Below are 1,695 nucleotides of genomic sequence, written 5' to 3'. Positions count from 1 at the left end.
AAGTAGTAGCCTGTTTACTTACCCTTTTCTCGAGATTAGAAAAAAGCCGCATATTCTCACCTTTACCACCCAATAATGATGTTTTTTTGATCTAAAATAAGGGATAAACATTTTTATCGTAGAAAAAATACTGGTAAATATTGCAGCCTTATTTTACAATGCAAAATAAGAAAGCACTCCAATAATCTTTAATAGGAAAAGACAAATGAGACTGATTCCTTTAAACAACGCGGCACAAGTAGGTAAGTGGGCAGCTCGCCACATTGCAGACAAAATTAATGCATTCAAACCGACAGCAGATCGTCCATTTGTTCTTGGTCTGCCTACTGGTGGTACGCCTCTTACAACTTATAAAGAACTAATCAGCCTATATAATGCTGGCGAAGTTAGCTTTAAGCACGTCGTGACATTTAACATGGATGAGTACGTAGGAATTGATCCTCAGCACCCTGAGTCATACCGTTCTTTCATGTACAACAACTTCTTTAACCACATCGATATCCAAGACGAGAACATAAACTTGTTAAATGGTCAGGCAGAAGATACTGAAGCTGAGTGCGCGGCTTACGAAGAGAAGATTCGCTCTTTTGGCAAGATCAATCTTTTCATGGGTGGTATTGGTGTTGATGGCCACATTGCATTCAACGAACCAGGCTCCTCTTTAGCTTCTCGCACTCGTATCAAAACCCTAACGGAAGATACTCGTATTGCAAACTCACGCTTCTTCGATAACGACATCAACCAAGTACCAAAATACGCACTGACTATCGGTGTTGGCACTTTACTAGATTCTGAAGAAGTGATGATTCTAACAACAGGCCACAACAAAGCCCTAGCACTTGAAGTTGCAATCGAAGGCTCAGTAAACCACATGTGGACGGTATCTGCTCTTCAGATGCACCCTAAGGCAATTATTGTTGCTGACGACCCAGCGGTTCAGGAACTTAAAGTGAAGACATTGCGTTACTTCCAAGAACTTGAAGCGGAAAACATCCAAGACCTATAACTTTGTTCTTATCACGAATGAAAAAACCACTTCTTTGAAGTGGTTTTTATGTATATAAACCCGATTAAGCTTTAAATCTATTCCGCCCCCACATTCGCGTACTTCTATGAACTTAAAGCGACATTTCCATACATTCAACTTCGTTTTTTGAATCGCAAGCTAGCAACCATGCGTTAGCCAAAACTCGATCTTGGACAGATATTTTATCTAAGGCTTATTTAGGAAGTTAACTCGCACTATTTGTCGTGGAAGATACCCTGTCAGCTAATTTCTCTATAGCGAAAAGTCCAACTCTCCTGTGTTGCAAAATTTCACAAAATTGCAATACGTGAACAATATCTCATTCCGGTCTAAATCAAAATTACAGACAACCAGACACAGATCACACTAGTTCATTTTTCACGCTTTCTAAAAACACAAAAAGCGACATGGATCACCATTATTTAAAAATCCATAAATTCATTTTATTGAAGTTGATCGTTAAATTCTTATTGACTAATTAACAAACATCGAAATGTAAAAAACTTACAGTGTTAATATTTGATGTGCATCACTTAGAAAGTACTTGGAGGGGAGTTTTTATTAGGCATTGATCACGAAAATCCCGTTATCAGTTCAATAACAAATTTGTGTGGTAAATTGATTGGGTACTAAGCAATCAGCGGTTTTGACGAACCGTACTACTACAA

The 1,695-nt window shown here is 38.3% G+C and carries 1 protein-coding gene; it reads left to right on the top strand.

The window, feature by feature from the left end:
* Nucleotides 1–205 precede the first annotated feature (205 nt).
* Complete coding sequence (gene nagB / locus QTO00_RS19285) at nt 206–1,006, top strand: glucosamine-6-phosphate deaminase (RefSeq protein ID WP_331426190.1); 801 nt, start codon at nt 206–208, stop codon at nt 1,004–1,006.
* Nucleotides 1,007–1,695 lie beyond the last annotated feature (689 nt).

The organism is Vibrio sp. M260118 (genome assembly GCF_036533755.1).
Lineage (GTDB): Bacteria > Pseudomonadota > Gammaproteobacteria > Enterobacterales > Vibrionaceae > Vibrio.
Note: the sequence above shows the minus strand (reverse complement) of the source record. Positions and strands in the feature narration are given on the sequence as shown.

What these genes read in the sequence shown, in the direction of transcription:
- nagB (WP_331426190.1), top strand. Translation starts at nt 206, where the DNA reads ATGAGACTGATTCCTTTAAACAACGCGGCACAAGTAGGTAAGTGGGCA.